The organism is Bacteroides sedimenti, from assembly GCF_040365225.1.
Classification (GTDB): Bacteria; Bacteroidota; Bacteroidia; order Bacteroidales; family Bacteroidaceae; genus Bacteroides; species Bacteroides sedimenti.
Genome location: NZ_AP028055.1, coordinates 1,087,850 through 1,111,701, shown reverse-complemented (window position 1 = coordinate 1,111,701; position 23,852 = coordinate 1,087,850). Strand labels below are relative to the sequence as shown.

23 protein-coding genes and 1 tRNA gene are annotated in these 23,852 nt (G+C 33.1%); 3 read left to right on the top strand and 21 right to left on the bottom strand.

The window, feature by feature from the left end; all coding sequences use genetic code 11:
* Nucleotides 1-18 precede the first annotated feature (18 nt).
* From ABWU87_RS04410 to ABWU87_RS04335, 16 genes are all read right to left on the bottom strand, one after another.
* Nucleotides 19-1,332: a UDP-glucose dehydrogenase family protein gene (locus ABWU87_RS04410; RefSeq protein ID WP_353333634.1), complete on the bottom strand. Its 1,314-nt coding sequence runs from the start codon at nt 1,330-1,332 to the stop codon at nt 19-21.
* 12 nt (nt 1,333-1,344) lie between these two features.
* Nucleotides 1,345-1,893 carry a dTDP-4-dehydrorhamnose 3,5-epimerase gene (gene rfbC / locus ABWU87_RS04405; RefSeq protein WP_353333632.1) on the bottom strand — a complete coding sequence of 183 codons (549 nt, stop codon included), beginning with the start codon at nt 1,891-1,893 and terminating at the stop codon, nt 1,345-1,347.
* A 5-nt stretch (nt 1,894-1,898) separates the two neighbouring features.
* Nucleotides 1,899-3,317 carry a capsule assembly Wzi family protein gene (locus ABWU87_RS04400; RefSeq protein ID WP_434533906.1) on the bottom strand — a complete coding sequence of 473 codons (1,419 nt, stop codon included), beginning with the start codon at nt 3,315-3,317 and terminating at the stop codon, nt 1,899-1,901.
* Nucleotides 3,307-4,704 (bottom strand): undecaprenyl-phosphate glucose phosphotransferase, encoded by a 1,398-nt coding sequence (locus ABWU87_RS04395; RefSeq protein ID WP_353333630.1) that lies wholly within the window; start codon nt 4,702-4,704, stop codon nt 3,307-3,309. Before ABWU87_RS04395 ends, ABWU87_RS04400 begins: the two co-directional genes overlap by 11 nt.
* A 306-nt stretch (nt 4,705-5,010) precedes the next feature.
* Entirely contained in the window at nt 5,011-5,766 is a 756-nt protein-coding gene (locus ABWU87_RS04390; protein WP_353333628.1) for a WecB/TagA/CpsF family glycosyltransferase, read from the bottom strand.
* Nucleotides 5,767-5,773: 7 nt separating this feature from the next.
* The gene (locus tag ABWU87_RS04385; protein ID WP_353333626.1) at nt 5,774-6,769 is read right to left on the bottom strand and encodes an NAD-dependent epimerase/dehydratase family protein; all 996 of its coding nucleotides are present in this window, start codon (nt 6,767-6,769) and stop codon (nt 5,774-5,776) included.
* Nucleotides 6,770-6,791: 22 nt separating this feature from the next.
* On the bottom strand, nt 6,792-7,880 hold the full coding sequence (locus ABWU87_RS04380) for a glycosyltransferase family 4 protein (RefSeq protein WP_353333624.1): 1,089 nt from the start codon (nt 7,878-7,880) through the stop codon (nt 6,792-6,794).
* 33 nt (nt 7,881-7,913) lie between these two features.
* Nucleotides 7,914-8,951: a glycosyltransferase family 4 protein gene (locus tag ABWU87_RS04375; protein ID WP_353333622.1), complete on the bottom strand. Its 1,038-nt coding sequence runs from the start codon at nt 8,949-8,951 to the stop codon at nt 7,914-7,916.
* Between the two features lie 6 nt (nt 8,952-8,957).
* The gene (locus tag ABWU87_RS04370; protein ID WP_353333620.1) at nt 8,958-9,884 is read right to left on the bottom strand and encodes a glycosyltransferase family 2 protein; all 927 of its coding nucleotides are present in this window, start codon (nt 9,882-9,884) and stop codon (nt 8,958-8,960) included.
* Entirely contained in the window at nt 9,881-10,792 is a 912-nt protein-coding gene (locus ABWU87_RS04365; protein WP_353333618.1) for a glycosyltransferase, read from the bottom strand. The genes ABWU87_RS04370 and ABWU87_RS04365 overlap by 4 nt, the downstream gene beginning before the upstream one ends.
* Entirely contained in the window at nt 10,789-12,126 is a 1,338-nt protein-coding gene (locus tag ABWU87_RS04360; protein WP_353333616.1) for a hypothetical protein, read from the bottom strand. Before ABWU87_RS04360 ends, ABWU87_RS04365 begins: the two co-directional genes overlap by 4 nt.
* A gap of 2 nt (nt 12,127-12,128) precedes the next feature.
* Nucleotides 12,129-12,686 (bottom strand): CatB-related O-acetyltransferase, encoded by a 558-nt coding sequence (locus ABWU87_RS04355; RefSeq protein WP_353333614.1) that lies wholly within the window; start codon nt 12,684-12,686, stop codon nt 12,129-12,131.
* A gap of 93 nt (nt 12,687-12,779) precedes the next feature.
* The gene (locus ABWU87_RS04350) at nt 12,780-13,244 is read right to left on the bottom strand and encodes an acyltransferase (RefSeq protein WP_353333612.1); all 465 of its coding nucleotides are present in this window, start codon (nt 13,242-13,244) and stop codon (nt 12,780-12,782) included.
* A gap of 5 nt (nt 13,245-13,249) precedes the next feature.
* Nucleotides 13,250-14,758: an oligosaccharide flippase family protein gene (locus ABWU87_RS04345; RefSeq protein WP_353333611.1), complete on the bottom strand. Its 1,509-nt coding sequence runs from the start codon at nt 14,756-14,758 to the stop codon at nt 13,250-13,252.
* Entirely contained in the window at nt 14,752-15,813 is a 1,062-nt protein-coding gene (locus ABWU87_RS04340) for a hypothetical protein (protein ID WP_353333610.1), read from the bottom strand. Before ABWU87_RS04340 ends, ABWU87_RS04345 begins: the two co-directional genes overlap by 7 nt.
* 5 nt (nt 15,814-15,818) lie before the next feature.
* Nucleotides 15,819-18,275, bottom strand: a complete 2,457-nt coding sequence (locus ABWU87_RS04335) for an SLBB domain-containing protein (protein WP_353333608.1) — start codon at nt 18,273-18,275, stop codon at nt 15,819-15,821.
* 229 nt (nt 18,276-18,504) lie between these two features.
* Here ABWU87_RS04335 and ABWU87_RS04330 point away from each other — a divergent pair, with 229 nt between their 5' ends.
* Both ABWU87_RS04330 and ABWU87_RS04325 read left to right on the top strand, forming a co-directional pair.
* A complete protein-coding gene (locus ABWU87_RS04330; protein WP_353333606.1) occupies nt 18,505-19,596 on the top strand; it encodes an SPOR domain-containing protein in 1,092 nt (363 codons plus the stop codon).
* Between the two features lie 12 nt (nt 19,597-19,608).
* Nucleotides 19,609-20,148: an FHA domain-containing protein gene (locus tag ABWU87_RS04325; protein WP_353333604.1), complete on the top strand. Its 540-nt coding sequence runs from the start codon at nt 19,609-19,611 to the stop codon at nt 20,146-20,148.
* A gap of 680 nt (nt 20,149-20,828) precedes the next feature.
* Here the strand turns inward: ABWU87_RS04325 and ABWU87_RS04320 are convergent.
* From ABWU87_RS04320 to ABWU87_RS04300, 5 genes are all read right to left on the bottom strand, one after another.
* A tRNA-Glu gene (locus ABWU87_RS04320) sits at nt 20,829-20,901 on the bottom strand.
* A 47-nt stretch (nt 20,902-20,948) separates the two neighbouring features.
* A complete protein-coding gene (locus ABWU87_RS04315; protein ID WP_353333602.1) occupies nt 20,949-21,227 on the bottom strand; it encodes a hypothetical protein in 279 nt (92 codons plus the stop codon).
* Nucleotides 21,220-22,020 (bottom strand): ABC transporter permease, encoded by an 801-nt coding sequence (locus ABWU87_RS04310; RefSeq protein ID WP_353333600.1) that lies wholly within the window; start codon nt 22,018-22,020, stop codon nt 21,220-21,222. The genes ABWU87_RS04315 and ABWU87_RS04310 overlap by 8 nt, the downstream gene beginning before the upstream one ends.
* Nucleotides 22,021-22,025: 5 nt before the next feature.
* Nucleotides 22,026-22,646, bottom strand: a complete 621-nt coding sequence (locus ABWU87_RS04305; protein WP_353333598.1) for an ABC transporter ATP-binding protein — start codon at nt 22,644-22,646, stop codon at nt 22,026-22,028.
* A 5-nt stretch (nt 22,647-22,651) separates the two neighbouring features.
* On the bottom strand, nt 22,652-23,092 hold the full coding sequence (locus tag ABWU87_RS04300; RefSeq protein WP_353333596.1) for an HU family DNA-binding protein: 441 nt from the start codon (nt 23,090-23,092) through the stop codon (nt 22,652-22,654).
* 220 nt (nt 23,093-23,312) lie between these two features.
* Between ABWU87_RS04300 and ABWU87_RS04295 the strand changes: the two genes are divergently transcribed.
* Nucleotides 23,313-23,849, top strand: coding sequence for a ferredoxin domain-containing protein (locus tag ABWU87_RS04295; RefSeq protein ID WP_353333594.1), 537 nt, complete (start codon nt 23,313-23,315; stop codon nt 23,847-23,849).
* The last annotated feature ends 3 nt before the right edge of the window (nt 23,850-23,852 follow it).

Genomic DNA, 23,852 nt, shown 5'->3' with positions numbered 1-23,852 from the left:
ATTCAGTTTTAGTTAATACTATTTCCCGATGCAATAATAGGCAATTCCCAATGCTTCCAGGTCATTTTTATCATATATATTTCTTCCGTCGATTACCACCGGGGTGCGCATTGTTTTTAAAATTACTCCCCAGGTAGGCAAGCGGAACTGTTTCCATTCAGTAACCAGCAACATAGCATCTGCATCTAACAATGCATCGTACATATCTTGTGCATAATAAACACTATCTCCTATTCTTCTCCTGGTCTCTTCCATGGCGGCAGGATCGTATACACGAACTTTGCAGCCGGCTTTCAGCAACAGGTCAATCAGAACTAAAGAAGGCGCTTCGCGCATATCATCCGTTTCCGGTTTAAATGCCAATCCCCACAAAGCTATAGTTTTTCCTTCTAATTCTCCTTTAAAATAGTTATTTAATTTGTTAAAAAGAATACTTTTCTGTAATTCGTTAACTTCTTCAACAGCTTTCAACACTCGCATTGAGTATCCATGTTGTTCAGCGGTTTTTATCAATGCTTTTATATCTTTAGGGAAACAGGAGCCTCCGTAACCACAACCAGGATAAAGGAATTTACGACCGATGCGAGTATCTGAACCTATTCCACTACGAACCATGTTTACATTTGCTCCCACCAATTCGCAGAGATTTGCAATATCGTTCATGAAGCTGATGCGGGTTGCCAACATTGAATTTGCTGCATATTTTGTCATCTCTGCAGATGGAATATCCATGAAAATAACCCGGAAGTTATTCAATAAGAATGGCTTATATAGTTTTGTCATCACATCTTGTGCTCTTTGAGACTCTACCCCAACCACAACTCTATCAGGACTCATAAAGTCGCTGATTGCGTTTCCTTCTTTCAGGAACTCGGGATTAGAAGCAACGTCAAATTCTATTTGGACTCCTCTCTTATCAAGTTCTGCCTGAATTGCATCACGTACTTTTTTTGCGGTGCCTACAGGAACGGTACTTTTGGTAACCACCAGTACATATTTATTCATATTCTTGCCGATGGTTCTTGCCACCTCAAGCACGTAGCGCAGATCGGCGCTACCGTCTTCATCAGGCGGAGTTCCCACTGCACTGAATATAACCTCTACGTCGTCAAGGCAACTTTCCAATGATGTTGTAAAGCTTAGACGGTTTTCTTTTACGTTACGAACAACCATCTCTTCTAAACCAGGCTCGTATATAGGAATTATGCCATTTTTCAGATTTTCTATTTTCTTCTGGTCAACATCCACACAGGTAACATCAACTCCAATTTCTGCAAAACATGTTCCGGTTACCAATCCAACATATCCGGTTCCTACAATCGCAATTTTCATAATCGTATCTTATTATTGGTAAGTTTCGGCATCTTTTAGAGCAACAGCCTGACGGTCTTTAACCGACATAACCAACTGTTCTTCTGCAATAGGCCACTCAATATTTATATCTTTATCGTTATATTTAATGGTTGCTTCCGCTTGAGGAGCATAGCTATTATCAACTTTATAGGTAAATATAGCTTCTTCGCTCAACACCAGAAATCCGTGTGCAAATCCTCTGGGGATAAAGAACATCCGCTTGTTATCCTCACTGAGTTCTACACTCACATATTTGCCAAAAGTAGGTGAAGATTGGCGTAAATCAACTGCAACATCAAGTACTTTACCTTTTATTACACGTACAAGTTTCGCCTGACTAAATTCGCCTTTCTGATAGTGTAAACCACGAAGTACCCCAAAGCAGGATTTTGATTCATTATCTTGTATAAAGTTAATTTCCCCTATATTCTTTTCGAATTCCTCTTTTTTAAAGGCTTCCATAAAATATCCCCGATCATCGGTAAACACATTTGGTTCAATAACCCAAACCCCATCAATTTCTGTTTGTGTATAAATCATATTTATTAAAATTGTTTTCTTACTTTAAGCTGTAATCCCAGATTATCCCCGTAAATATCTCCTGTATCGAATGCTCCGGAAAGGGAGAAGTTCCACCCTTTCAACTGGTGAGGGAGGTAATTCAATTCTGCAAATGCCGAAAAATTCTCCAGAATTTCTACAGTCGGTTTAAAGGGTGTTCCCCAAGTTTTATTGTATGACATCTTTGCCCGGTATGACAAATCTTCCATAATATCTCCGCTCCATCCAATGTGGCAAGCCTTTATGCGGTTATATTTGAATGTCATATCTCCATCCTTGTTATAGATAGGTGAAGCAATGAGCGGATTGGCCATAGTCATTCCCCAATGTACCCATCCGGGGTACCAATCGTTATTGTAATAATCGTCGGCTCCACCAGTCTTCTGCACAATGGAATTATCCAATCCATGCAGCGGACCGCTCTGATTAGATGTCTGATAATATTCTAAAACCAAGCCATTTATTGCCTGTCTATTTTTGCTTTTGTACTCAATTCCCCACAGGCCATCAAATCCGTTCAGTTTGCCCATTCCTGAGAAATCGTCATAATAGTTTTCCATATATACACTTAAGGAGTTGCCTTCTTTTTTATAGGTCAGCTTTAAATGTTCGCTACCCATTAAATTCCCTTGAAAATATTTTTGTCCTTCCGGACCTGTCTCTCCTCCTCCTTGCGGGATAAACACCTCCCAAAAGTCTTTTAATTTGTTTCCTAAATCACCGGCATCCATACCTCCATTTTTATATCCCCCGAATTGTGCATCCAAGCTCATTCCTAAATCAAATTGCCAATGAGAAGCAGGTTTTCCTAATCTGAAAAAGAAACTTTTGTGGTGATATAATATGTCTTTTGTATACCAATATCCCTCTCCCACCTTTCCTTTCTGATAGTTGTTATCAGTCCATCTACCATAAGAGAACTCAGCTTTAACCTGTGCCCAGGAGTTTAACTTTGTATATTCTAGAATTCCAACTTTTACTTGAGGTATAGGACGAGCATTGCCGCTCCAGGTTAACCCTCCGCTGCTAAGTTGCTGGTTCAGTAATTCAGAATTGATTTCTTTACTCCCTACAGACAAACCAAGCCATTTATAATGGATATCGGCATAAGCCTGTTGTACAACGAATTTAGATGTAAAACCTGTTGCAACAGCCAAGTCAATACCGGCAGCATACTTCCAGTTTTTGCAACTATCCTTGTAGAATGTACCACCTCTTAAATACGCATTGTTATTTAGTGAAGAAAGACCGTGCTGATTACTAACTTGCCATAAGGGAGTATGGTCACCTGAATGAACGGTAGTTCCAAATTCCGTAAATGATTTGAAAGATGATTGAGCAGCTATCATACCTGGTAGTAGGCAGAATAGCAATAGCTTTATTTTGATTGTTTTAATATGCATTTTTTTCACCTCTGATCATGTTCGAAACAGTTAGATATATTATTTTTATATCAAGGAAAAAAGACCAGTGTTCAATATACCATACATCCCGGATGACTCTTCCTTCCATTTGTGAAATCTCTTTTGTCTCACCTCTGAATCCTGTTACTTGTGCCCATCCGGTAATCCCAGGTTTAATTAAATGACGGAGCATGTACTTGTCAATCAATTCATTGTACTGTTGGGTATGTTTCAGCATGTGCGGACGTGGTCCTACCACTGACATTTCTCCTTTTAGTACGTTTATTATCTGCGGCAATTCGTCAATATTACTTTTACGGAGAAATTCGCCAATTTTGGTTGTCCTTGGATCATCTTTTGTTGCTTGTTTTGTATCCGCATCTTTGTTAACCTTCATTGTGCGAAATTTATAGCAATAAAATTCCCGGCCACGTTCACCTGTTCTACGTTGTTTAAAAAAGACCGGACCTGGTGATGACAATTTCACACATACCCCAACGATTATAAATATAAATGGGAATAATGTACAAAGAAACAACAAAGAGAACACAATATCAAAGAGTCTTTTAGAGAATCTATTCATCGGATATTGTAATGGTTCATCTCGCAAAGAAAGAACCGGCATATTCCCTAATACACTTAACTCCATTGGCTTCTTAACATATCTCCGAAATTCGGGAACAATGTAGAAACGAATCATATTATTTTCGCAGAAGTTCAAGGTTCTCACAATTGTCTGTTCTGCCGATTCCGGCAAAGTGCAATAAACTTCATCCACTTGATTTTCAAGAATATATTTCTCAATTTCATCTGTCTTTCCAAGCCATTTGGATTCAGAAGGAATTTTCACAGGATTGTCTTCAAAAAAACCTAGAATACGATAACCATATCCCGGATCATCCATCATCTCCTCATACAATGCATTTCCGTTCTTACCAGCCCCAAGTATTACAATTAACTTAAAATTGAATCCCTTTTTCCGGTATTGTTTGATGGCAAATCTTATTCCGATTCTCCAGAATGAAATTGCAACAAAGAAAATTGAATAAAAGGAGATGATAAACAACCTTGAGACGTCCTCTATCTTAAAAAAAGTAAGTGCAGCAATGAATAGAACAAAATGAAGCAGAGTAGCATAAAATGTATTCTGTACAATCTTATCTGCATAAATAACTCTGGAATGAGGAGTTACCCCAAAAATTATGATCCCAGGAACAAAACAGATGTTTATAATCAGCAACAGAGGATAAAACTCAGAAATAACATCTTCTCTGAGATATGATCTAAAGATGAAAATAACCAAAATAAAAATCATATTGAGAACCATATAATCTCCCAATATAATCAATGATTTAAGGAAATGAGAATATCTTGTTTGTTGCTTCATAAACGTATTACCATTTAAAAGCAAAATTAAAGGATTTTGATGGATTTTGAAAGAATTTGTGAGAAAAGATTAGAAACTTACCTTGTGGATGAGTTTTAATATACATATATGATTCATCCACAAGGCGATATTGTATTTGTGTTGAGACAGCCACTTCCGTTCTTTTAACCTCTGAAGAACTTTAAAATGCTATTATATTACTGCAGATAAAGTCAATAATATTATTATATAGCTAAATAATGCATTTTTTAATTGCATATTTTTAGTTAAAATATGATCTCTGGAATACATTACGATAATTTAAATTCAGATTTTATTCCTTTCAATATTTTTGTGTGATAATTTGTATTCCATTGCAATCAGTTTTGGAAGCAATTTAATAAAATTCCAGTACCGAGGTATGTTCTTTTTAGGTTCTTCGAATGCTCTGTACAACCACTCTAATCTTAAATTACGCATCCACTTTGGAGCGCGTCTTACATGACCAGCATCTGAATTAAAATTAAAAATAGCCCCAAAGCCAAACATTACTCCTCTATTTAGATACGGCAATAAACGATTCATAAAAATTTCTTGTTTAGGTGCTCCTAAAGAAACCCAAATTATATCAGGGTTGTCTTTGTTTATCTTTTCAGCAATAGCTTCGTAATCAAATTCTTCAACTTTACGAAAGGGTAAAGATTCAAAACTCATACTTTGAATTTTAGGATCAATTTTTGATAGATTTCTTTTAAGCCCATCAAGAACCTCTGGAGTATTTCCTAAAAAATACTGTCTGTATTTACATTTATCTACATAAATTCTGAACAAGTCGGCTCCGATGTATGGTTTTAGACATTTTTTATGTATCCGGCCTAAAAACCAGGCAATATTGCTTCCGTCGCAAATGTTAATCAATGCAGAATTCAAGACTTCATTAAACAGCTTGTCCCTATTGGCAATAGTTAAATTATTACTTTCTACAGAACAGACATACCCTTTGCCATTTTGTTTAATTGTTGACTCAATAATATTATCAACTCTTTGTCTGTCAAATTCTATAGCAACATTAAAATACTTCATTTTATAGTCATTTTGATTCCTTGATCTGTTTCTCTATCCATTCGTATTGCAACCTAATTCCTTTTTCTAGGTTAACTCTTGGTTCCCATCCCAAAATACGTTTTGCTTTTGAGAAATCAGCACTTCTTGCTTTGTCACCTTCCGGGCGTGTCGTATCATAAAAAATAGATATATCCTTTCCTGATATTTTAACAATCATTTCTGCGATTTCTTTTATTGATGTACATATTGAAGGTCCAATTTGAATCGGACCATGATTCCAACCTTTATCCAATGCTAGAACAAGAGCTTCAACAATATCATTAACATGTATAAATGCGCGTCCTTGTTCACCACTACCCCACACCTCGAATTTTTCATTAGGGTAATTTACCGCTTTTCTTATTAATGCAGGAATAACCTGACTTCTATTTCCGAAATCACATGGAGCTCCGTACACATTATGAAACATTAATGTGCAAGTTGGGATTTCTGTTTCTTTCCCTAACAAATCAACTTCATATTGTCCCATAAGTTTGCTCCACCCATATGCCGACTCAGGCATTGCTGGGTAAAGTTCTTCTTCACGCAATGGAATTACTTCTAAAGAGTTTTGTCGTGTTAAAGGAAAACTACATGCTGTTCCAACGTATAGAAAGCCCTTAAGGTGTTTTCCATATTTGCGAGCAGATGCTATTACATTGGAATTAATAAGAATGTTTTGCCTAAAGATATCTCCCTGATTATTAAATACATAATCGATACCTGCAACAATATCTGCAAGGTGAATTACATACTCTACCTTTGACAACAAATCATCACACTGACCTGATATTGACAAATCTCTGTCATAAAAATGTGTTTTCAAAGGGATTATATCATTCCCTCTATCATCTTGAAGATATTCTAATTTACCTCTCCATAGATTATCTATCACATATATTTCATCTCCTTGTTTGATTAATCTTTTAATCAAATTAGAGCCAATCATTCCGGCTCCACCAGTTACTAATATTTTCCTCATATATTATAAATACTTTTAATTATTAATCAATGTTATTTGTGAATAAAGTGTCATATATTTTATTCAAGTTATAAATATATTCTTTGGGATCAAATAAACACTTTATTTTCTCCTTGGACTTACATCCCCAAATAAATAAATTCTCTCTATTATTATGTAAATATTCAATTGCATTTACAATGTCAGTACTATTATGATCTTTAATTATAATTCCATTCTCTTCGTTTGTAACGCAGTAATTTATAGAACCAACATTGGTTACAATCGGTGTTAAACCAAAACTCATACTTTCTAATAATGATAACGGCAAACCTTCATAAAATGACGGTAGCAGAAACACATCCGCTTTCTTAAAGAGTTCATCTTTATCTTTACCTAATACGATACCTTTATAAATAAATTGCCTGTCTAGTAAATTTCTGAATCTTTCAATAAAATTGCTATTTCTTTCTTCTTCACCCGCAAATATTAAACTAAAAGGTACTCCTTTATCTTTTAATATTTTAAAAGCATCAAACATATAATTAAGTCCTTTTGTTTCAACAATTCTTCCAATATATAAAATGGTCAAAGGCTTGTCAATATTTATTTTTCTTTCAAAATCATCAGAATTGGTTAGATCAACACAGTTTGGAAGTGTATGAACATTCTTGGCGTTAAATTTACGTTCCAAAATAGATTTTTCATTTGGACTAAGGACAATAATAGGGCATTTTAGTGAAAACACTCTCTTCAATATCCAACTGACCCAAAAAGAAGTTTTATTATTTTCTAAATAATTACCACCATGCAAATGGATTATCAATTTGCATAAAAACAATCTAGCAATAAGCATAAACAGAGGATCTCTTAGAGCAGATTTACGGGTTATTGGAAAATTATAATGAATGATGCTCCCTCTTCTCTTATTTAGAAATTTAATCCATTGTTTCAGGTTATTGACTATTCTAAAGACACGAAATACCCCACCTTTTTCCTCGTTTTTCTTCCCCAGTTCGAAATGTGAGTAATTCACAGAAGGATTGTTGCTAATAATAAATCTGGCAACAGAGGAAACTCCGCTTACATTCTCTGGATCAAGAGATGGACAAACGATGATAATATCTTTCATATATTAGTTATTAAAAAAAAGTATTTATAGCAATCATTTTTGATATTCCATAAAATATTTCTCTACAGTTTTATCGATATCAAAATTCTTCAAACAATATTCATATGCATTTTCAACAATTTGATTAACTTTTTCTCTAGATATTATTATTTTTCTTATCTGATTTGCGCAATCTGTTGCATTTTCTTTTTCAAAATAAAAACCATACTTTCCATTTTGGATAATTTCCATTGGTCCATCATTCTTAGAAACTAATACTGGTATCTTAGCAGACATACCTTCAACAACTGTAAGTCCAAAGCCTTCAATAATTGATGGCTGAACTAATAAATCGTAATTCTTAAGATTTGAATAAATAAATGAGCGGTCTTTAATTCCATGAAAAGTAACCTTATCTGCTAATTCATATTTATTAACCAGATCTTTCAGAAAAGAAAAAGAGCTACCCTCGCCGATAAAATCAAGGTGAATATCTGATATTTTGTGTTTTGTAATTAAAAGCATTAATGCCTCAATTAATATATGCTGTCCTTTAATACAATGATTTAACCGTCCAACCTGAACAATTTTAAAAGGTTTGTGAGCTATTTGATCTTTCTTAGAGTCAATAGTAGAGGTCTCGACACCATTATAAATTACAGAAACATTAGAAACCTTTCTTTTTAAAAGATATTCTTTTACCGCAGATGAAATAGCAACAATCTTATTGAATTTAGAAATTCTGATCAGAGGAAGGTCAATAGCATGCACTGTAAGCAAAGTTTTGATAAATGGATGTATAAAAAATATTTTATTTATATCCGCATCATGACAATGTACAATATCTGGTTTCAATTTATATATAGCCCAATTAATCTCTAATATTTTAAACGGATTTTTACTACCCTCTTTACGATTAAAAAGATGAATTTTTATATTATCATTAAAACTATCGAGTAATATTTGATTATATGCAGAATTTACGATATATACGTATACATCATTATTGACGATTTGCCTATTGGCTATATCAACCATCATAGACTCAGATCCTCCAATGTTTAATGAAAAAATAAGATGTAGTACTTTCATGCCTAATTATAAATGTTTAATTCTTGAATATGACATAATTAAAAATTTCAGAAAAGGTCCTAAACCTAATTGACACATTACTTTGCCTAGTAAAATATTTTTTTGATATTTTTTTGATAAATACTTATAATAATTGTAATCTGATAAAGCTAAACTAAAAATCAAGCATCTATTAATCATAGAGTTTAATTTGATTATATTATATTTCTTATAATCAACCTCAAAAGAATCGATCATTTGCTTTAAAAATTCGAATTGAGATTGAATAGCATTAGAATTTATCAATGTGGCTTCCTTCGATACAGAATCAAAACGACTTATTTCAATATGCATAACAGCTTTGTTAATAAATAATTGCTTTTGAGAAAATTTATACATTTTCATAAAATTAAGTTCTTCATAAATTCTTAATTTTTCATCAAATGGAAATTGTTGTATTATTTCACGAGATATAACATGAAGAAAGTCTCCGCTAATTTCATTTTTAATCCAATTATAAAAATTAATTTCTATAAAATCAGAGCTTAATAATGAATTACTACGATAATAATCCATCCTATGATTTTGAGCAAATAAGTAATGGCTATATCCTTGATGTAAAGAAATGTTTTCTTCAATTGTATCCAAAGCATTATCATTCATATAATCATCACTATCTAAAAACAATACATATTTATTCTTACAGTTTTTTATAGCATAGTTTCTAGCTGCATTTACTCCCTGATTCTTACTAAATTTGAAAAAATGAATTTGTTGATGAGTTTTAGCGTATTCTTCAATAAGATTAGTTGTTCCATCTGTTGATCCGTCATCAACAATCAGATGTTCATAATTATTATTTTTTTGCTTAGTCACGCTCTTTAGGCATCTAAGTATACAATCTTCCCGGTTGTAAACAGGAGTAACTATGCTAAAACTAATTTCATTTTTCATTTTCGAAGAATATTATGTTTAATGCTTGACAAAACAAATTTTGGTTGACGGAATATAGAAAAAAGGAACAATGGAATCCTAAAAAAAATAAAAGTTCGATATAAATGAAATTTTTCGTGCAAAGGGATTATTGAATTATTATAAGACAAATAATTAACTTTATAATTTTTAACAATAGAGAATAAAGTCAACCAATTAAATAAATCAAACATTCCATAACGCAGATATAATACATTACGCTCAACGCTCTGTTTCCAAGAATTGCTACTCAATTTTTCCGGCACATTTTCTAAATAATAACCTAAAACTTTATCAGTTTTAATAATTAGGTTGCTACGTGTTGCTCGAATCTGAAAGTCAAAATCTGCGACTAATTTAAATTGTTCGTCAAAATACCCAATTTTATCATGTATATTTTTTCTCCACATTGGAAAACAACCTATCTGATGTGATCTAAAGAAAATTTTTGAATTCTTTTGAAATTCTTTATTAACAACTAATACATTGCTTTCAATTGGGTATTCAAACATATAATAGAAATCGCCATAAGTGAGATCTGCATCTGAATTTTTGTCCAATGTATCAGCTTGATCAAAAATAGAATTAGGCATACGAATGTCGTCAACATTCCATACACAGATGTATTCTCCTTTTGCAAGCTTTATTCCTCTATTCCAGGTAGAATATAAACCTTCTCTTTCTGAAATAATAATATGTTTTACAAATGGGAAAATAGGTAGTTTTTGTTCTATAATAGCTAATTCTTCTTTTGAAGGAGCATTATGAAGAAGTAAGATTTCAATATTTTGTGTGTTATTCAAATTCGATAAACAATCAAAATATCCATCTAAATACTTAATACAATTAAAGAGTGAGGTAAGAACTGTTATTTTAATATCTGGATTCATACAAACAGGGGTGAATTATTTACTATATTTTCTTTATCTTCTCTATTATGGGGTAATAAGTTATATAATAAGAATGGGAAAATCAACATCCGATTTTGATATAACAAATCGCTTGTAAATGAAATAATAAACAAGAGAATCATATATAAAAATATAGGCAAACCAATCGTTTTAAGATTTCTATGAAAAATTGAAGTGATTGAATATAATACATATAAAAAAATGAATGTTCCAATGACACCGTATCGTATAATAAAATTTGACCAAGCAATATCAGATGTATCTAACTGCACAGTATTACCTGTAATTTCATCTGGAAGTCCAATTTGATAATCGAAGTGATTAAATGTATAGTTAGAATCCTCTGTCATATAACCCGCTCCAAAAACAATTTCCATCTTTGACTCTGTTATATCCATAAATCTTTCAAAAAAATGAGCCATTCTGAACATAAAGGTTGATTCTTCGCTCATTTCAAAATCCTCATCAACATCTAAAAACTCTCCTGACAATACATTACTTATATCATTAATAGTCCGCCCACCTGAATCTTTTCCCACTAATAAAAAGACTGCAACGAATAAAATTAATAGTGTATTAAGTGTCTTCTTTGCATTTTTTATTCCACTTATTCTATTATATACACCAATAAATAGACATAAAATAAAAGCCATCATTAATGAACGGTGAAGTGGAAGAAACATTGTAATCGACATGATTATTGTAGTCAAATTTTTCAACCAACCATTGAATGGATTATTAAATATTGCATAAAACACAAAGAAATATGCCATAAAAGGCACATTATAAAAGCGTGTAATTATGCCTGTACGTCCACTCTCAGCTCCTGTCATTATTGCTATTCCTGTAAATGCTTGAATCATAAAAAGAACACATTGAAACAAGACTACAAAAAAAAGAATTCTTAAGAGTTTATCCAACTCTTCTCTTGTTAGTCTCCTAACAACATAATATGATAAAACTAAAAAATATGTCCTGGACGTTCTAAGAATATCTACAAAACTAATATGATAGATGAATAAACTTATTCCGATAGAAATAACAATGAATAAAAGGTAAAATGCAATAATTTTTGAGACTCTATTTATAGGTATATAATCATCATATTTAATTACACCATATATAAATAATACCATTACATAAACAAAAGCAAAATCAAAGGATTTTGAAATGCCTGCATGAGTGTCAAATAAAACTTCAGGAATAAGCTGAAATCCATCGAATAAAAAGAAAAAGAATATAAGAACAGATGATACCCTTTTTCCAATTATATATAATATGATACTTAATATCAATAATGGCAATAATAGCATAACTAAATTTTATTTTTTATAATAAAATCATTTACATCAAAAAAATATTTTTCAACTTCTTTTAATTTATTTAGATCAAAATTCCACCATTGTATCTTAATTAATGCATCGATTATATCTTTATCAAAGCGATATTTTATAATTTTAATTGGATTTCCAAAAGCGACTGCGTAGGCAGGAATATCTTTCGAAACAATACTACCAGCCCCAATTACAGCTCCATCACCGATATTGACTCCATCAAGTATGGTAACATTCATTCCAATAAAAACATCATTTCCTATTTTTATGCATTTATGTTCTTCTATTTTATCCACAGAAGAAAGAGTAATTCCATTTTGTTTTTTTGTTGAATAAAACATTGGATGGGTACTTATGGTATCAATTGGGTGAACTCCCCAGCCACAAATTAAATTGGGACCTATAGAACAAAAACTACCAATTGTTGTATTATACAACATACAATTTCTACTTAAATACGTATATCTACCAATAGAAGATTTATTTGCTGTGAAAGGGAATATTATCTTTGTCGTTGGATCTATTTCAATTTCATTCATTAATTTATAATGATAATGTAATTGAATTAATTTATACAATCGAGGAAAACGTGATAATATTATTGATTTGATTATTTTCTTGAAACTCATTGTTTAACAATTTACAAGTCTTTTTTTTATTACTTTAGCTGGATTACCTACCGCTATCGAATTTGGAGGAATGTTATTTGCAACAACGCTTCCTGCACCAATAACACTTCCATAACCAATTTTTACACCAGGAAGTACAGTTACATTATATCCCAACCATACATTATTTTCTATGACTACAGCTTTTGGAATGATTTTCCCAGTCCTAATCAAGTCGCTCGAGTAATCGTGATTTAATGATGAAATACAACAATGAGCGGCAATTAAAACATCGTCTCCAATGATTACTCCTCCATTTCCCCAAATATGACAATATGAGCCAATTTGGGAATTATTCCCTATAGTAACATTTTCTTTTCCTTCAATTATTAATGGGAAAAATAAGGAAATATTGCGACCTTTATGCTTTATATCTCTTAAAAAGAAGTATCTTTTAATCGATATAAGTAATTTTTTTATATATCTCATATTGCTTATATTTTATTTAATAAATTGGACATAAATCTATTACTTCCGAAATAGTTGTTTATATCGTCAAATTTAATCAACTCCAATCTTTTATACAGCCATAAAACAGATGGAATAACTATAATTGAAGCAAATATTATTCTAATTATTTCAAAAACAAAGATATTTGAAATCAAACCAATTAAAATAAATAGTAGAATTACGCATAAAATCCTTTTAAAGTATATAAGTTCAAATTTATATTTTATATTTAATAATCTATCTTGATAATAGATCCCTAATATAAAACCTACTAAATATGATAAGACATTAGAAATAATTACAGCATATATTCCTACAAAATTAACAAGTAAGCAGAAAAATACAACATTGGTAATGACTGAAAATAATTGAAATACGATCGTTTTTTCTGGAAGTCCTTTAGCTAGAAAAAATATATATATAGGCTGAGTTAAAGGTATAAAAATTAAATATGGCACTACTAAGCCTACAATAAATATAGAATAATTAATGATATCAACTTGCAACCAAAGGGTTACTATATCTTTGCAGGTAATTATTAATAATGCAGAGATTGGCAGAACAAGTAAGAAAATTTTTGCTGTTAAATCTTTAATTAAAATAGCAATATGCTGTTTATCTCGTAAAGAAGATAAATATGGGAATAGTGGCTGGAGCACCTTACTGAACAAACCTGTTAGTTGCGATCGAATCTTCAAACCAATTTCGAAATAAGCAACAACATTTAATCCGAGGAAGTTTGAAATCAGAATTTTAAATAAAGGCTCATTAAAAAAGCTTATAAAACCAGACAAATAGACCTTAGCCCCAAAAGATAGCTGTTTTTTAGCAGCAGGCTTAAATGTTTTATTCAAATTTGAGAAGGCGATTCTTCCCCATTGTTTGAAAAAGAATATAAGAACGAGAATAAACCATAAACATGCTGCTGTCATTATTGCATATCCTACCCAATCAAGGTGTTTACCCATAAGCACTACTGCAATTATCCCTCCCCAGTAAATTGTACTATAGATAAGTTGGACGAAATTAGTGAAATAGATTTTCTGCATAGAATCTAGCACTGCTGTAAATATCTGTCCAATTAACAAAAGCATATTTGAAACAAGCAAGGTAGAATATAGTATTTGAGATTGGTTATAATATTTTAAAGGTACCCCTAAAACATTTATAAGAATAAACTCACGAAAGATAAAAGCTAGAATTGTTAATGGTATAATAATTAGACACATTATTACAAGTGATGCAAATATATCATTCTCAGATTCGCTGCATTTTCCTTGTTCTGAAATATATTTAATTAAAGCCGAGTTCAATCCTAGATTAGCAAAGATATTTAAATTGCCAATGACTGAAACTATAGCAAAAACTCCATATAATTCTGTTCCCAATTTATTAATAAAAATAGGAATACAGAGGAATGTCAGCAATGCAGTAAGCACAAGTTGAACAACACCACTTATTGAGTTATTAATTATAGTTTTTTTAGTTACCATTCTTTAAGTTTAACAGCCATTCTATATCCAAATATTGAAGAAAATAATAATAATGATACAAATCCTCCTGCAAAAGAACCAGTTATAAAACCTTTTATTTTTCCTAATCTTTTCTTTTCTAAGGGCAACACTGGGTTATCTATCACCTGAATTAAAGGAGTTTCTTTATCTAAACTCATCTTCATTATTTCAAGGTTTTTTTTCATTTCTACATAAGTTCCTGCTAGTATTTGAATGTCGGTCTGTTTTTTTAAAAGCCCCACAGTGCTGGATTGCCGTATTGAGTTCATGGTTTGATCAGCTAGACCTGCTCTTGAGACCAAGGCATTACCATATTCTTGTTTTACCGAATCTACCTGATGCTGTAATTTTAAATAATTTTCACGAGCTAATTTAGTCTTTGTGTCTACATAAAATATGGTTGTCACCTTCATTAAATTCTCAACAAATAACTTAGATAGCAACTCATTTTCAGATGTAAAAGATACATCTCCAATACTTAGTTTTTTATTTCTTTTTTTTACAGATAATCTTTCCTTTAGAATTTCACCACAAGCAATTTGAAATACACTATCCTGTGTTCTGGTGAAACTCTCTCTATTTTGCCCAACAGGATAGGATAATTCTCTTAAATAAGGATTTTTGCTAATTTTCCAATCTTTATTGTATTTGTATGTATCTAAATACAAATTCAAAAGATTTTCTTTTTTTCCGTTAATTCCAACTGGAACAAGGAGTGCCTTCTCTACTAGTGCTCTTGAAGTTAATAATTCATATAAATTATCTCCACCAAAAGCTCCACTTGTAGATCCTCCCAATGAGAAGCCGAATTGACTTGCCAGACTTGATAATCCACTCGATTTGTCAGCTTCCTGTAGCGCAAAACTTAAGTTTGCCGTATATTTAGTCGGTATTATGAACGATGCTCCAACTCCAGCAACTGCTCCTAGGAAAGTTAGTCCTAGAATCATATATTTTACAGAAAACAAATATTGTTTCCAGCTTTTTAAAGAATTAATTAGCTTATTTAAAGATATATATTCCGTGTTTGCCATTTTTACTATTTTTTAAACAATGATACAATGATTGCAGCAACAGACACTATACTTGTTGTCATGCTAATAACTTCAGCTGTGCTCAATTTTTCTTTAGCTGGTTTTTCAGGAATAATAATTCTTGAGCCTGGATTAACTTTGGGATAGCTTCTGATACCAAAGAACGATTTTGTAACATTGACACTTCCGTTTGCATGGATTACGTAAGCTTTATTTCTTAAGGCTTTGCTGCTGAAACCACCGGCTGCATCAACATAGTCTTTGAAAGATAGATTTTTTTGATATCTAATTGTATTAGACATCATTACTTCTCCACTTACATTTACAGTTTCCAACATTTTTGGGATACTCAGGACATCTCCTTCTTCCAGTATCAAGTCATATCGAGAACCTGGATGAGCAATAATATCGCTTAGTGAGATACCAACTATATCCATTTCATTTAGAAGATTCTTTTTTAAATCTATTGTATCAGAGGCTTCTGTTTGTCTAGCTACCTTAGTTCCTAGGTTTTGTGCAACAGTTTTTAAAAGTTTCTTTTCTGAGTCTGTCTTTTTTGATTTTCTTATAAGATAAGCACCTTGCGCATATGCGTAATTAGTTAACCCACCGCTCATCTTAACTAAATCAGAGATTTGTTGATTTTTTGAAGTGATAACATAATTACCCGGAGATTTAACCTCTCCTTCAATACGAACCTGCTTCATATTTTCATATCCATAAATTGAACGAACGATTACTCGATCTTCTTTTTCTAGTTTAAAATTAGCTGCACTATCACTATATGCTAAATCTTTATCAATTTTAAATTTATATTCAATCGCCTTATGCAGATTTTCGTTCAAAACTTTTAAATCTTTTATTTGTCTATAAACTTCTATTTCTCCTTGATCAGCTTTATTGGTAAGGCCATTAGCTATTAAAATTGCATCTTTTACAGTCATACCAGGTGCAAAAGTATATCTATTTGGTGCAACAACTTCACCTGTTACATATATATATTCATTTTCTTTCATGTCGAGTATGCAAGAAATATGCACGCTATCTTCTCTTTGAAGTTTCAAATCATTCTTTCCTTCGAGCACATCAGCCGGGGAAAATGAAGTTATTTCAGGAAGATTTTTTGAATTTTTTCTATATACAACGGCTCTCGTTGCGAAAGCGTCGTCTTTTAATCCATCTGCTTTGGCTAGTAAATCGCTGACTTTCATTCCAGCTGATAGCGAGTATACGCCAGGACGATAAACAGATCCAGTAATTTGTACTCTATTAGTAAAACGTTTTAGTAGTTCGCCTACTTTATATTCATCCCCTGCTTCAGTAAGATAATTATTAAACTGAGGCATGGTTATATCGACAACACTTTTTTCTTTAGTTGTATTTCTATAGGCAGTAATTCTTTCACGGTACGCATTTTCTGTAAACCCACCTGCAAACTGAATGAGATTGGCTACTGTTTCAAATTCTTTCATTTCATATATAGCCGGAACTTTTACCTCACCCGAGATAGAAACACGGTTGCTGTATGGTAGAATTTTAATCACATCCTGATCCTGAAGTCTTAAATTACACTGTTTACCGTAAACCAGAAAATCATATAAATCGACAACTGCTATTACAGAATGGCCTCTTGATACTTGAATTTTACGAAAAGAACCTTTTTCTGTTGGTCCACCTGAAACATACAAAGCATTATAAACAGAGGCAAGGGAAGGTATTGTGTATGAACCAGGATATACAACCTCACCAATTACATTTACCGTTATACTTCTTATATCGCCTAAGGCAATACTAACTTTTGTTGAGCCGTTCTTAATTCCCCCGTAAATTACAGAAAGTTTCTTTTTAATTACCGATTTTGCTTCTTCAATAGTTAAACCTCCTACAGATACTACTCCCGCTAGGGGTATTTTAATTTTTCCTTCTGGAGTAACAAACAAATTGTAGCTAGCTTCAGAATCACCATATACATCTATTAAAAGTTCATCGTCTGGTCCAAGAACATAATTATTAGGTGTGGCCAATCTAAGATTTGGTTCGAAGGTTAAATTTACATCTCTAAAAATTGACTGACCGAATATCTCTAATTTATTGGCTTTAATCGAATCTTGTTTAAGCTTATAATCTTCATAATTCTTCAAGACTGCAGGATCAAGAATATCTTCATTATCAGATTTTTCTCTCAATATTGAAGAACGTTTTTTGATGCCTTGGTTTTTGTCATTGTATCTTACAATTCTATTTTTCAATTTTGCGGCTTCTGTTTTGCTCATTCCTTGCTTACTTGCGTATTGATCTATCTGATTCATAGATATGCCTTGTTCGTTCATCTTTGAAATGATGCCTTCTAATTGTGTATCAGATAAATTGTCCACATTAATTCCTTTTAGCATATCAAGTGACTGTGCATTAAGGGTCAATACAGAAAAGAAAAAGAAGAGTAAAAATGTAATATTTTTCATTTTTCGTATTTATTTTGATAGTATTATTTTTTTAATGGCGGCAAAGATATCAGATTAATTTTTAAGAAACGAATCTTCATTCGAAAAAAACAAAAGTAACTCCATCTTGCCAACTTTTATAATTAGTAAACGGTTTCAACTATTCTTTATTGCACTCGTGTTGAAAATTTGTTGATAATAAAATTGGCTAAAATGAAGCTATAATCAAGAAAAGAGTTACATTTGCAATATGATTGAATTGCTAAAACATACAGAAGCTTTACTCTTAGAGAACGATTGTGTAATCATTCCCGGTTTTGGGGGATTTGTATCTCATTATACTTCAGCCAAATGGATTGAAGATGAGGGCGTTTTCCTTCCTCCTACCCGTACTATTGGCTTTAATCCTCAACTAAAAATGAATGATGGATTACTTGTTCAATCCTATATGACTGCATACTGCACAGACTTTTCGGATGCGTCCAAGCTTGTAGAAAAGGCTGTAAATGAATTGGTTTATGTTCTGAATAGAGATGGTAAAGTTGAAATGCATGGCATTGGTGATATGTTTTTTACAATTCATAATACTTTGCAATTTAAACCTTACGAAGATGGACTTCTCACTCCATATCTTTACGGATTAAGCTCTTTTGAAATAGACAAACTTGATGATCTTGTAAAACCTAATAACGAAATCAGTGAAACAAGATTACCAAATTCAGAAGTGTTTGAGATTAGGGTAAGTCGCTCTTTATTAAGAACATCTGTAGCGGTTGCTGCAGCAATTATTTTGTTTTTCTTCATGTCTACTCCAATAGAGAACACTTATGTAGAAAGCAATAGTTATGCCCAATTGATTCCTTCTGAGTTATTAAGAACAAATGATAGCCAGTCAGATGTTACCCCAAATACAAAATTTACTCAAGTAGAGAGTACTTTGAATAACATTGATTCGGAAAACTCTGATGATGCGAACACTCCGATTGATGCTGCTACTGCTCAGAATAAACGTGATCAATTAAAACCTAAAGCGATAAGAGAGGTTGTTATCCCCAAAAAAGTAGCTGAAAAGAAGGTTGTAACTACCAATTCAGTTCAACAAACAGCAACTAAAGGTTCATATCATATTATTATCGCAAGCGTGATGAATCGGGCTGATGCTCAGGAAATAGTGAATAACCTTAAGTCAAAAGGATATTCCGGAGCCAGCTACATTGAAGGTACTAAGAGAATCAGAGTAAGCATCATGTCTTTTGCAAATGATTCCGAAGCAAATACTAAACTTTCTCAATTGAAGAAAAACTCAAACTTCAAAGATGCTTGGGTGCTCACTAACAATTAATTACATTCCATCATGAAAAGAATTTTATGTCCTAAATGTGAGAATTATCTTACATTTGACGAAACAAAATATACTGAAGGCCAATCTCTTGTATTCGTATGCGAACATTGTGGTAAGCAATTCAGCATTCGTATAGGTAAAACTAAACTAAAGCCGAAGGATAAGAATGAAGTAATTGATGAGCAAGCTCACAAAGACCAGTTCGGCAGCATTGTTGTTATAGAAAATGTATTCGGATACAAACAGGTGCTTCCTTTATCATTAGGCGATAATGTGATTGGACGCAGGTGTGTGGGTAATGTGATTTCCACTCCTATTGAAACAGGTGATATGAGTATGGACCGAAAGCACTGCGTGATAAATATTAAGAAAAATAAAAAAGAAGCTTTGGTATATACATTGAGAGATTTTCCAAGTCTGACCGGAACTTTTCTCATGAATCAAATTCTTGGTGATAAAGATCGGATTGTTTTGAATGATGGTGCGATTGTGACTATCGGAGCAACAACTTTTATTTTGCGTTGTGCTAGTGAAGATACTGCAGAGGAATAACCATCATATTTTAAGCTTCGAGAATTAAATATTCCTGCCAATCCTCCGAATTATTTTGTATAACGCAAGGAAATGGCATTAGAAATGCGTAAAAATAGATCAAATTACCTGGATATCAAAAAGATAACTCAAAATATTGCGCATTCCATTATAAACTCTAAAAATAAATATTGCTGATTTAATTCCTCATTTATAAAACAAGACTGTATTTTGTGCTAAAAATTCTTCTTCTTTGATGAATTTATTGGGAAATTGAATCTTTACAGTTCAAATATATTTTTTGAAGTTATTTTTTGATTTAAGAATAAAAGACTCATTATTCTCCAAAATAATTTTCTTATCTAAGTATTAATGTATAATTGATTAAAAAATTCTGGTTGCACTATCTTTGGAATCAGTTGCCGTAATTATACAAAGCAAATCTTTATTCTTAAATAACAAAAATTAAAACGTGAGTATAAAACAAATACGATTTTACTATTCAATAGTCTCACTGAAGAATTCAATTTTTAAACTGGGGCACTATTAAAAATTAACTATCAGTTTTAAAGAGTCAAACACACAAATAAGAATAAGCAGTTTTGTTGAAGCGTATTACAAAGTATTGCTATCGGAAATCTCCTGGGATAAGAAAATAAAAAAGAGGGGTAAAACTGTATTATAGTTTCCTCCTCTATTTGTAGCGGATCCGGGAATCGAACCCGAGTCTCAACCGTGAGAGAGTTGCGTGCTAGGCCACTACACTAAACCGCCATACTTGTACCACAAAATTAATATTAATTTTTTTAATCACAATAGTTTTATCTGATCTTTTTTTTCTCTTTTATCATTTTATTCATCAGGGCGTAACGTTTATCCACAACCTGATTGGTAGGAAAGAATGTAAAATTAATCTGCCATCCGCTTTCTCTGAATGCATATTTTCTCGCCTTGGCACCATTCTTTATGTCATCAAGTTTTTGCAGAATAAAGTGCTCTATACCTTTAGGCTCTTCTGATGAATGCTTTATTATATCAGCTGTAACAAAGAATTGTGGCGTAGGTATGTTTGCAACAAGTGACAAAATATCTTTAATCATTTTTCTTATTCTCTTTAAAGACTCTGATTAGCCTACCATACTTATCAAAAGATTTGCGAGATGCCAATGAAATGGTAATCATGAGTGACAGCATCGAAGCGGTAAATGTTATAACAACAATCATCATCTGATATTTTATTGCCACATTTGGACTACTTCCTCCTAATATCTGACCAATCATTGTTCCTGGCAGTGCAACCAATCCCATAACAGCCATATTCGCAATGCACGGGCTGAAGGCTTTGATTAGTGCTTGCCGGATGAAAGGCGCCTGAGCCTCATGGTGGGATGCTCCGTTGCCCAACAAATAGTAATATTGCTGTTGCTCACGTTGCAAGCCGCTATAGAAAGTATTCAGTCCGATGATGTTAACCGACAGCATATTTCCCATTAATATTCCGAAAATAGGGATAAAATACTGGGCATTGAATATGTTATCCAGCTGAAGCACAAAGCCTATAAAATAGCTACCTATAAGGGTAGCTGCAATGAGAAAACCGACAAAGATAGGGATGTATAAAATACTGCGCTTCAGTCGAGTACGTACAAGCGATGTCTCAGATGCTACACATGTCATTATTAATACCCAGGCAATATTGATGACTGGATGATTAAGTATAAACAAGTATTTTAAGTATACTCCGATTAGAAAAAGCTGCAGCAGCATTCTTCCTAATGCGACTAATGTTGACTGCACAAGCCCGGTTTTATACTTCCATAGATAATACACCGGAATACCCATCATCAATACTCCAATAGCAAGGTTCCAGTAGCTAATATCAATTGTTCCCATACCCTTTACAAATAAATTACGATATCACAACCTAGTTTGAAAGTACGATCATGAGATACTGCAAGAATTGTCATTCCTTTCATCGCCAGCATATTAATAAAATTAGCCACTCTTTCAGCCGAGGAGGCATCTAGTGCAGAAGTCGGTTCGTCAATGATCAACAAAGGTTTCTCGAGTAAAGCAGCCACAGCAATCATAATCCGCTGTCGTTGACCACCCGATATTTCACTCACTCGTTTGTTGTATAGTTCTTCTTCCAGATTCAACTCTTTAAATGCCTCGAACAGTTTTTCCTTTGAGAAATGCACTCCCTTGTTTGCCTTCAGGTTAAACGGAAGATGAACCATTTCTTTTACCCATTCGCAAGGAAGAGCTAATTCCTGTGGTATCCAGGCTATTTTTTTTCTAATCAGATCAATATTCTCTTCGTTAAGCAACATTCCATCTATAGTGATGGTTCCGCTGCTTAATGGAATAAACCCCATAACTGCATTTAAAAGAGAGGTTTTTCCACACCCCGACTCTCCTGAGACACAAGCTAATTCGCCCTTTTTAATCTCCAGTGTCAGACCATTGAAAATTTCGGTCTCTCCATAAGTAATGCAGGCATTTTCTATTTTCAGCATTGTATTTATTTTCGACGAATGGGTTTACGGCCTCTGGGTCTGGAAATTTTGGCTTCTTCTTTGGTTACTACTTTCTTAAAAGCCACGTCTCTGAAGCTTTCCAGCATATGTACTTCCGGTAGATAATTTATCTTACTGAATGATACATCTTTGGGACGAACCTCGTCTTCACTGTCCACTGTTGGGCTTTTTACCGACGTGGAGAAAGTTCCCAACGAATCGATTTTTACAGTATATCCATCCTTTAGATTTTCAATCAGATGCTTGCCTAGTCCAGCCACAACAGCAACAATATCGGCCTTTGAAAGTGTACTTTCAGCGCACATATCCTCAATGATTCTATTCAGCGTAACCGTGCCTTTTGTCACTGCTTTTGCATAATACCGAGGCTCTTCATCGGGCTTCATGTTATTATTTACCTTGGTTGCCTTAAATTCTATTGACATATCTTTTTTTATTATAATTAATATCGTAAAGATAAAAAATATACTCGTTAAATCAAATTTATCTTGTACAAAAGATTGTTTTCTTCTGTACAGAACAATTCATTCTTTTGTACAGAAGAATAGATTGTTTTGTACGGCAATTTAATAACACATAGTTATGTTTTGACAAATGATTCCAAACAATTATATTTGCAGACTTATTCAATGTATAAAGATAGGTATGATATTAAATGAAAGAGATTCCCGCCACGAACATATGCTCAATGTGGCGAAACAGATGATGACGGCAGCGCGTACTGCTCCTAAAGGAAAAGGGGTAGATGTGATTGAAACGGCTGTTGTTACAGGTAAGGAGATTAAGATTCTGTCTGATGAGATGATCAGATTGAATGGGGAAAATGGGCTTATGTTCTTTCTTCGGGATGCAGATAACATACTATCTGCCGAAGCGATTGTCCTGATCGGGACGCGAGAACAAGTACAAGGGCTGAATTGCGCCTACTGCGGATTTGCGACCTGTGCCGAGAAGCCGGCTGATACTCCTTGTGCCATCAACAGCATTGATGTGGGCATTGCCATAGGCTCGGCGTGTGCTACTGCGGCCGACCTGCGCGTTGATTCGCGCGTGATGTTTTCTGCCGGACTGGCAGCGCAGAGTCTTGACTGGTTAAGCGGATGCAGAAACGTAATTGCCATCCCGATAAGCTGCTCCAGCAAGAATCCTTTTTTTGATCGTAAACCAAGAGAAAGAAAGTAATAT

Bases quoted from the DNA above. Each gene is read 5' to 3' on its own strand.
- ABWU87_RS04410 (WP_353333634.1), bottom strand. From the start codon at position 1,332: ATGAAAATTGCGATTGTAGGAACCGGATATGTTGGATTGGTAACCGGA.
- rfbC (WP_353333632.1), bottom strand. From the start codon at position 1,893: ATGATTTATACACAAACAGAAATTGATGGGGTTTGGGTTATTGAACCA.
- ABWU87_RS04400 (WP_434533906.1), bottom strand. From the start codon at position 3,317: ATGCATATTAAAACAATCAAAATAAAGCTATTGCTATTCTGCCTACTA.
- ABWU87_RS04395 (WP_353333630.1), bottom strand. From the start codon at position 4,704: ATGAAGCAACAAACAAGATATTCTCATTTCCTTAAATCATTGATTATA.
- ABWU87_RS04390 (WP_353333628.1), bottom strand. From the start codon at position 5,766: ATGAAGTATTTTAATGTTGCTATAGAATTTGACAGACAAAGAGTTGAT.
- ABWU87_RS04385 (WP_353333626.1), bottom strand. From the start codon at position 6,769: ATGAGGAAAATATTAGTAACTGGTGGAGCCGGAATGATTGGCTCTAAT.
- ABWU87_RS04380 (WP_353333624.1), bottom strand. From the start codon at position 7,880: ATGAAAGATATTATCATCGTTTGTCCATCTCTTGATCCAGAGAATGTA.
- ABWU87_RS04375 (WP_353333622.1), bottom strand. From the start codon at position 8,951: ATGAAAGTACTACATCTTATTTTTTCATTAAACATTGGAGGATCTGAG.
- ABWU87_RS04370 (WP_353333620.1), bottom strand. From the start codon at position 9,884: ATGAAAAATGAAATTAGTTTTAGCATAGTTACTCCTGTTTACAACCGG.
- ABWU87_RS04365 (WP_353333618.1), bottom strand. From the start codon at position 10,792: ATGAATCCAGATATTAAAATAACAGTTCTTACCTCACTCTTTAATTGT.
- ABWU87_RS04360 (WP_353333616.1), bottom strand. From the start codon at position 12,126: ATGCTATTATTGCCATTATTGATATTAAGTATCATATTATATATAATT.
- ABWU87_RS04355 (WP_353333614.1), bottom strand. From the start codon at position 12,686: ATGAATGAAATTGAAATAGATCCAACGACAAAGATAATATTCCCTTTC.
- ABWU87_RS04350 (WP_353333612.1), bottom strand. From the start codon at position 13,244: ATGAGATATATAAAAAAATTACTTATATCGATTAAAAGATACTTCTTT.
- ABWU87_RS04345 (WP_353333611.1), bottom strand. From the start codon at position 14,758: ATGGTAACTAAAAAAACTATAATTAATAACTCAATAAGTGGTGTTGTT.
- ABWU87_RS04340 (WP_353333610.1), bottom strand. From the start codon at position 15,813: ATGGCAAACACGGAATATATATCTTTAAATAAGCTAATTAATTCTTTA.
- ABWU87_RS04335 (WP_353333608.1), bottom strand. From the start codon at position 18,275: ATGAAAAATATTACATTTTTACTCTTCTTTTTCTTTTCTGTATTGACC.
- ABWU87_RS04330 (WP_353333606.1), top strand. From the start codon at position 18,505: ATGATTGAATTGCTAAAACATACAGAAGCTTTACTCTTAGAGAACGAT.
- ABWU87_RS04325 (WP_353333604.1), top strand. From the start codon at position 19,609: ATGAAAAGAATTTTATGTCCTAAATGTGAGAATTATCTTACATTTGAC.
- ABWU87_RS04315 (WP_353333602.1), bottom strand. From the start codon at position 21,227: ATGATTAAAGATATTTTGTCACTTGTTGCAAACATACCTACGCCACAA.
- ABWU87_RS04310 (WP_353333600.1), bottom strand. From the start codon at position 22,020: ATGGGAACAATTGATATTAGCTACTGGAACCTTGCTATTGGAGTATTG.
- ABWU87_RS04305 (WP_353333598.1), bottom strand. From the start codon at position 22,646: ATGCTGAAAATAGAAAATGCCTGCATTACTTATGGAGAGACCGAAATT.
- ABWU87_RS04300 (WP_353333596.1), bottom strand. From the start codon at position 23,092: ATGTCAATAGAATTTAAGGCAACCAAGGTAAATAATAACATGAAGCCC.
- ABWU87_RS04295 (WP_353333594.1), top strand. From the start codon at position 23,313: ATGATATTAAATGAAAGAGATTCCCGCCACGAACATATGCTCAATGTG.